Below are 7,254 nucleotides of genomic sequence, written 5' to 3' on the forward strand. Positions count from 1 at the left end.
CTCCGCCCCCGCCGCCGTCCTGGGCCTGACGAGCCGGGCCCGTGCGGGTGGTCTTGGGCCTGAACCGGCCGTCCCGGACCTGAACCGCCGGCCGGCGGGCTGCCGCGTGCGGCCCTGGCGTCAGGCCCTGTCCTGCGGGCCCTCGCCCGAGGCGGGCTCCTGGCCCGGGTGCAGCACGCGGACCCCGGCGCGTTCGAGCGCGATCGCCAGCGGCTCCGGCGGTGCGGCGTCGGTCACCAGGTAGTCGGCCTGGTCGAGCTCGGCGATCTGGGCGAACAGCCGTCGGCCGAACTTCGAGGCGTCGGCGAGCACAGCGACGCGGGTGGCCCGCGCCATCATCTCGGCCATCATGGCGGCCTCGGCCAGGTTGCTCGTGGAGTAGCCGCTGGCGCCGTCGACCGCGCCGACCGCGACGAGCGCGAGATCGGCGCGGATGCCCGGGTCGCCGCCGGAGGCCGAGACGGGGATCTGCAGCGGGCCGACGGTGCCCTGGGCGGTGAGCCGCACCGAGCCGCCGAAGACGTACAGGTCGCGGATCATCGTCGGGGAGACCTCGGCCGGCAGCCGCAGGCTGTTGGTGGCGATCGTGAGGTCGTGCCGTTCGCGCAGGTTGCGGGCCACGGCCAGGGTCGTCGTCCCGGCGTTGAGCATGAGGGCGTCGCCGTCGTGGACCAGGCCCGCGGCGAGCCGGCCGATGGTCTCCTTGGCGTCGGCGTGCAGCCGCAGGCGCACGTCGAGGCCGAACTCGGGGCGGGGCAGCGCGACGGGGCTGACGGCACCGCCGTGGGTTCGGATGAGCACACCGTCGGCGTCGAGCTGGTCGAGGTCGCGTCGGATGGTGTCGGCGGACACCTCGAAGTGCTCGGCGAGCCGGGCGACCGTGACCTCGCCGACCTCGGCCACGTACGCCGCGAGCTCGGCCTTGCGGCCGGCGGGCAGGCGACGCGAGGCGGCGGCGTCGGAACCTGAAGCGGACATGTGCAACTAGTAGCACATTCTGGCACTCGGCGGTGCCGCCGGTGCCGAATCGCGCAACCGCCGTGGCAGCGATCCCACGCCCGTGGGCGGCTTGCGGTTCCCTGCTGGGGGCCTCGTGATGCGCAATCGTGACAAAGACGCACGTCCCGGTACCGGCACGCGTCGCGGGCGCCCGGGCCGCTGACCTGCATCAATGGCTGAGATCGGGACGTTGGTCCGACCCTGAGGAGTCTCTGACAAGCCCTTGACGTCACGCTCCTGGGCGACTTAGCGTGCGGGAACACGCAGAAGTGCGCATCGATGCGCACGATGTGGCAGTTCTCAGAGAGGAGAGAGATGAGCAACGGCGCTCGTACAGTTCGGGGGCTTCTGGTGGCCTCCGGTGCTGTCGCACTGGCACTCACCACGGCTTGCAGTGGATCGTCCAACCCGGCCAGCACGTCGGCATCGGGGGAGAAGGTGACGCTCGAGTTCGCGCAGTGGTGGGAGCCCGAGCTGCCTGCCGGCGCCCTCCAGGGTGTCATCGACGACTTCCAGAAGGCGAACCCGAACATCACGGTCAAGCTCCTGTCGGGGCCGTACGCCTCGACCAAGGAGCAGGTCGTCGCCGGCGCGGCCTCGGGCACCATGTCCGACGTCGTCGGCCTCGACGGAGCCTGGGTCTCCGACTTCACCAAGCAGAACGCGATCACCGACCTGTCCGCCCTCATGAAGGACAACGGCTACGACGACAGCCAGCTCGTCAGCCAGGTCGCGATCGACGGCAAGACCCGGATGATCCCGGTCGTCAACTTCGTGTACCCGCTGTTCACCAACGACGACCTGCTCTCGCAGGCCGGTGTGAGCGCCCCGCCGTCGACCCGGTCGCAGTTCATGGACGACGCCAAGAAGGTCACCGCGCTCGGCAACAACACGGCCGGCTGGGTGTTGCCGCTGTCCCTCGACGCCCCCAACGGTGTGCAGAACGACGTCATGTCGTGGGTCTGGGCGTCCGGTGGCTCGATGCTCAAGGACGGCAAGCCCGACCTCACGAACAAGGCCGTCACGTCCGGCACGCAGTTCGTCAAGGACCTGTGGGACGCCGGCGTCGTCGCCCAGGGCTCCTTCACCATGAAGGAGCAGGACAAGGTCGAGGAGTTCACCAACGGCCGGGTCGGCATGATGATCGACTCGCTCGCGCACATCAACCTCATCAAGAAGGAGAACCCGAACCTCAAGTTCTCGATCTCGGCCATCCCGGCCGAGGACGGGTACACCGGGGCGCGGGGCATCCCCTACGCCTCGTGGGGCATCGGCATCGCCGAGAACTCCAAGCACAAGGCCGAGGCGTGGAAGCTCGTCTCCTACCTCATGAGCAAGGACGTCAACTCCAAGCTCTCGACGCTGGCGAACGCGTTCCCCGGCAACAAGGAGTCGACGCCCGACTTCTCGAACAGCGACCCGCTGTTCTCCAAGGCGTTCGACATCTACAAGGCCGGCACCCCGGCCAACGAGTTCGTCGGCCTGCCGGTCTCCGAGCAGCTCATGCGCGACTACGGCGAGCAGCTGCAGCTGGCGCTCAACGGCGACGAGTCGGTGTCCGACGCCCTGAAGAACGCCCAGGCGAAGTGGGTCGCGGAGTTCTAGCAGCTCCGTGACACCTCGGTCCGCACCGGGCATGCCCGTCGTGCCCGGTGCGGACCGCCCCGAAGGAGGCCCCACCTTGTCTGCCCTCGCGCAGTCCGCCCCACCGTCGCACCGCGACCCGGCGCCGACGTACCGCCGGCCGCTGTGGCCACGCGTCCAGCGCCGCATCACGCCGTACCTCTACCTGGCGCCGACCGTCCTGCTGCTGGTCGTGCTCATGCTCCTGCCGATCGCGATGGTGATCGGGTACTCGTTCCAGGACAACGTCATCACCAACCCGAACCCGGTGTTCGTGGGCCTGGACAACTACGTCAAGGTCGTCACCGACCCGGTGTTCTTCACGGCGGTCAAGAACACCGCCTACTTCACCGGTGTGAGCGTGGCTGCCCACATGGTGCTCGGGCTCACCTTCGCGATGATGCTCAACAGCCCGCTGCTGAAGAATCGCACCAAGGCGCTGTTCCGGGTGGTCTACGTGCTGCCGTGGCTGTTCACGGTGGCGATCATCGCGGTGCTGTGGCGCATGCTGCTCAACCCCAACGGTGTGGTCAACTACCTGCTGCACACGCTGGGCCTCATCCACCAGAACGTGGAGTGGCTGGCCTCGCCCGCCACCGCGCTGCACGCCGTGACCTTCATCAACATCTGGGCTGGCTACCCGTTCTTCATGGTCAGCCTGCTGGCTGGTCTGCAGGGCATCCCCAAGGACCTGTACGAGGCGGCGACCGTCGACGGTGCCAATGCCGTGCAGAAGTTCCGCAACGTCACGCTCCCGCAGCTGCGGCCCATCATCATCTCGATGGCCCTGCTGGACGTCATCTGGACCACGCAGCAGTTCGCGCTCATCTGGATGACCACCGGCGGCGGCCCGATCAACGTGACCGAGATGCTCTCGACCTACACCTACAAGCTGGCTTTCAGCAGCTACAAGTTCTCGCTGGCCTCGACGAGCGCCGTGATCGTGCTGCTGCTTTCCATGGTGCTGGCGTTCCTCTACGTCCGGCACCAGAGATCGAGGGACTGACATGAACCTCTCTGCCAGGAGGCGTCGCCAGACCGCGGCGCAGAAGGCGCTGCTGCTGGTCGGGCTGACCGTCGGTGGGCTGTTCGCCGGGCTGCCGGTGCTCTGGATGGCGTCGAACTCGTTCAAGAAGAACACCGAGATCTTCGCGCTGCCGCCCAAGCTCATCACCAGCGGGTTCTCGTTCGACGCCTACACCTCGATCCTCACCGACCCGACCAAGGTGCGGTTCTTCATCAACAGCTATGTGGTGGCGCTGTCGGTCACCGCGCTCACGCTGGTGGTGGCGATCTTGGCCGCGTACGCGTTCAGCCGGTACGAGTTCCCGTTCAAGAACGCGCTCAACGTGCTGGTCATCTCGGTGCAGGCGGTGCCGCCGATCACGCTGCTCATCCCGTACTTCGGGCTGGTCGTTGCGCTCAAGATGTACAACACCTACCAGGGGCTGATCCTCACCTACATGGTGTTCACGCTGCCCTACGCGATCATCATGATGACGGGGTACTTCAACACCCTTCCCCGTGAGCTGGACGAGGCCGTCAAGGTCGACGGTGCCGGTGCGTTCCAGGCGTTGTGGCGGGTGCTCGTGCCGATTGCGGTGCCGGGCATCGTCTCGGTCGGGATCTATACGTTCATGATCGCGTGGAACGAATACCTCTTCGCGCTCACCCTCACCAAGACCGAGGACATGCGCACCGTGCCCATCGGTATCCAGCTTCTCATGGGCCAGCATTCTTATGAATGGTCCGAGATGATGGCGATGAGCATTCTCGGCTGCATCCCAGTGATGCTCCTGTTCCTGTTCTTCCAGCGCTACTTCATCGGTGGGATGACCGCCGGCGCAGTGAAGATCTGACCGGTTCCACCAAGGAAAGAGAGAGAACTGTCATGTTGATCAATGGCAAGGACCTGCTGGCCGTCGCGGACGAGCACAGCTTCGCGGTCCCGGCGTTCAACATCAGCGACTGGGCGATGTTCACGGGCATCCTCGCGATCAGCGAGGCCAAGCGCGCCCCGCTCATCGTCGCGATCCACCCCGACGAGCTGTCGCACATCGGCACCGACCTGCTGCCGGCGATCATCCAGGCGGCGCACAAGGCCACCGTCCCGGTGACCATCCACCTCGACCACGGCGCCACCTACGAGCAGGTGCTCACCGCCATCCAGGCCGGTTTCACTTCGGTGATGATCGACGCCTCGATGCTCCCGTTCGAGGAGAACGTCGCGATCACCCGCAAGGTCGTGGCCACCGCGCACGCCGTGGGCGTCTCGGTCGAGGGCGAGCTCGGCACGATCGGCAAGATGGACGCCGAGGCCGAGGACGGCTCGGACACCATCACCTACACCGAGCCCGACGAGGCCGTCTCGTTCGTCGCGCAGACCGGTGTGGACTCCCTGGCCATCGCCATCGGCACCTGCCACGGCCTGTACCCGGCGTGGATGAAGCCCGAGCTCAAGCTCGACCGGCTGCAGGCCATCAAGGCCGTCGTCGACGTGCCGCTCGTGCTGCACGGCGGGTCGAACAACCCCGACACGGAGATCGGTCAGTCGGTCAAGCTCGGCGTCAACAAGATCAACATCTCCAGCGACATCAAGGCCGCGTACCACGCCAAGATGCGCGAGGTGATGGCCGACGTGACGCTGCGCGAGCCGAACACCATCCAGCCGCCGTGCATCGAGGCCATGAACGTCGTCGCCGCGCAGAAGATCGACCTGTTCGAGGCGGCCGGCAAGGCCGACCTGTACTGATCGCCCGCACGGACGGAACGGACTGACATGAAGCACGCCGTCCTGGGCCTGGGGGGCACGGTCGACTACGAGATCGTGTGGGACACCGCGACCCTCCAGGCCCTGGTCGACGAGCTGGGGGTGACGCCCGCCGACCTCGACCTGCGCCACCCGGTGCGCACCGAACGGGACCTCGTCGTCTCCATCGCCTCCTTCGTGGCGGCCGGGGTCGGCGGTGAGCGGTTCGTCGCCTCGTCGGACGTGATCGACACGTTCGCCGCCCGGTTCGCCACGGCCATCACGCTGGGCGGGACGGGGGTGCGGGCCGGCATCGCGATGGCGGCCTTCGGGCTGCCGAGCACGGTGCACCTGGTGAGCATCGACGACCATGTGCGCCGGCTGCTGCCACGGGCGATCTCGTACGTGTGCAGCGCGCAGGCCGACTCGCTCGACCCGCACCTCATCGTGCAGTACCCGGCGGGGGTGCACCTGCGCGTGGGCGACCGCGAGCTGGTGTCCACCGAGCCGAACCGCCTCATCTACGCCCACGACCCGCCCAACGCCGAGCTCGTGCTCGCGGAGGGGCTGGGCGACGTGCTCGCCACCGCGGACGTGTTCGTGATCTGCGGGTTCAACACGGTGCGCGACCCGGCGACGCTGGCCACCCGGCTGGCGGACCTGCGCCGGCACCTCACGCGGCTGCCGGCCGGTGCCCTCGTCATCTACGAGGACGCCGGGTTCCACGTGCCCGAGCTCGCCGACCTGGTGCGTGAGCGGCTGCTCGACGCGATCGACCTGTACGGCATGAACGAGGACGAGATGCAGGCGTCCCTCGCCGCGCAGGTGGACCTGCTGGACGCGACGGCCATGGCCGGCCACCTCGCCGACCTGCACGCCCGCATCCCGGCTCGCACCCTCATGGTGCACAGCCGGTACTGGGCGCTGGCCTACGGGCCGGACGCCGGGCGCTGGCGGACGGCGCTGCGCGGCGGCGTGCACATGGCCGGGGCCCGGTACGCGCTGGGCGACGGGTTCACCCCGGACCAGCACGCGCAGGTCGCGGCCGGTCCGGTGCACGCGGCCGGTGCTGCGTTCGGCACCCGCCTCGAGGAGCTGCTGGGCGAGCAGGTCTGCGTCGTGCCCGCCCTCGACCTGCGCGTCGAGCGGCCGACGACCATCGGGCTGGGCGACACGTTCATGGGTGGGCTCGTCGCCGAGCTGGTGCAGGCGTGACCCGCGCGGTCGACCTGCTCGACGCCGGTCTGGTGGGGCTGCCCGAGGCGGTGGCCGACGTCGCCGAGCGCACCGGACGCGGCGGTGAGCGCGTGCTCGCGGTGCGCCTCGCCGGTGGCTGGTCCCTCGACGTGCTGCCGGACCGCGGCCTCGACCTGGGGGCGGCCTGGTGGGCCGGGACCCCGGTCGCCTGGCGCTCGCCCAACCCGGTGGACCCGGGGCCGGGCGCGGACTGGGAGCAGCGGTTCCTCGGCGGGCTGCTCGCCACCTGCGGCCCGGACAACATCGGCGAACCGCGCGACGGCCACGGCCAGCACGGCACGCACCACCTGTCGCACGCCTACGACGTGCGCTGGTGGCGCGAGCGGACGGCCGACGCGGTCGTCGTGCACGTCGTCGGCAAGGTCGCGCACACCAGCCTGGGCGGGCCGCGGGTCGTCGTCGACCGCCACCTCACCCTCGCCACGGACGACGGGTGGGTGCAGGTCGACGACGTGGTGACCAACGTCGGCGAGCAGCCGGCGGGTGTGCCGCTGCTCTACCACGTCAACCTCGGGGCGCCGCTGCTGGCACCGGGGTCGCGGCTCGTGGTCGAGGCGGGGCGCACGAGCACCCGCGAACCGCTGCCGGCCGGGCGCGAGCCGCTCGTCATGCCGGCGCCGGCACCC

The 7,254-nt window shown here is 69.0% G+C and carries 7 protein-coding genes; 6 read left to right on the forward strand and 1 reads right to left on the reverse strand.

The features are described from left to right. Positions 1-120 precede the first annotated feature (120 nt). Positions 121-978 carry a DeoR/GlpR family DNA-binding transcription regulator gene (locus tag F2B26_RS13365; RefSeq protein WP_159810173.1) on the reverse strand — a complete coding sequence of 286 codons (858 nt, stop codon included), beginning with the start codon at positions 976-978 and terminating at the stop codon, positions 121-123. 459 nt (positions 979-1,437) lie between these two features. Here F2B26_RS13365 and F2B26_RS13370 point away from each other — a divergent pair, with 459 nt between their 5' ends. The 6 genes from F2B26_RS13370 to F2B26_RS13395 all read left to right on the forward strand — a co-directional run. After that, positions 1,438-2,604 (forward strand): ABC transporter substrate-binding protein, encoded by a 1,167-nt coding sequence (locus F2B26_RS13370; protein WP_235929670.1) that lies wholly within the window; start codon positions 1,438-1,440, stop codon positions 2,602-2,604. Between the two features lie 76 nt (positions 2,605-2,680). Beyond that, entirely contained in the window at positions 2,681-3,628 is a 948-nt protein-coding gene (locus F2B26_RS13375) for a carbohydrate ABC transporter permease (RefSeq protein WP_235929671.1), read from the forward strand. Position 3,629: 1 nt separating this feature from the next. After that, positions 3,630-4,481, forward strand: coding sequence for a carbohydrate ABC transporter permease (locus F2B26_RS13380; RefSeq protein ID WP_159810179.1), 852 nt, complete (start codon positions 3,630-3,632; stop codon positions 4,479-4,481). A gap of 32 nt (positions 4,482-4,513) precedes the next feature. Beyond that, positions 4,514-5,374, forward strand: a complete 861-nt coding sequence (locus F2B26_RS13385) for a ketose-bisphosphate aldolase (RefSeq protein ID WP_159810181.1) — start codon at positions 4,514-4,516, stop codon at positions 5,372-5,374. A 27-nt stretch (positions 5,375-5,401) separates the two neighbouring features. Further along, complete coding sequence (locus F2B26_RS13390) at positions 5,402-6,586, forward strand: ADP-dependent glucokinase/phosphofructokinase (protein ID WP_159810183.1); 1,185 nt, start codon at positions 5,402-5,404, stop codon at positions 6,584-6,586. Further along, on the forward strand, positions 6,583-7,254 hold a 672-nt coding region (locus tag F2B26_RS13395), incomplete at its 3' end, for a DUF4432 family protein (protein WP_159810185.1). The genes F2B26_RS13390 and F2B26_RS13395, both read left to right, overlap by 4 nt.

It is taken from the genome of Cellulomonas citrea (genome assembly GCF_009829685.1).
Lineage (GTDB): Bacteria > Actinomycetota > Actinomycetes > Actinomycetales > Cellulomonadaceae > Cellulomonas > Cellulomonas citrea.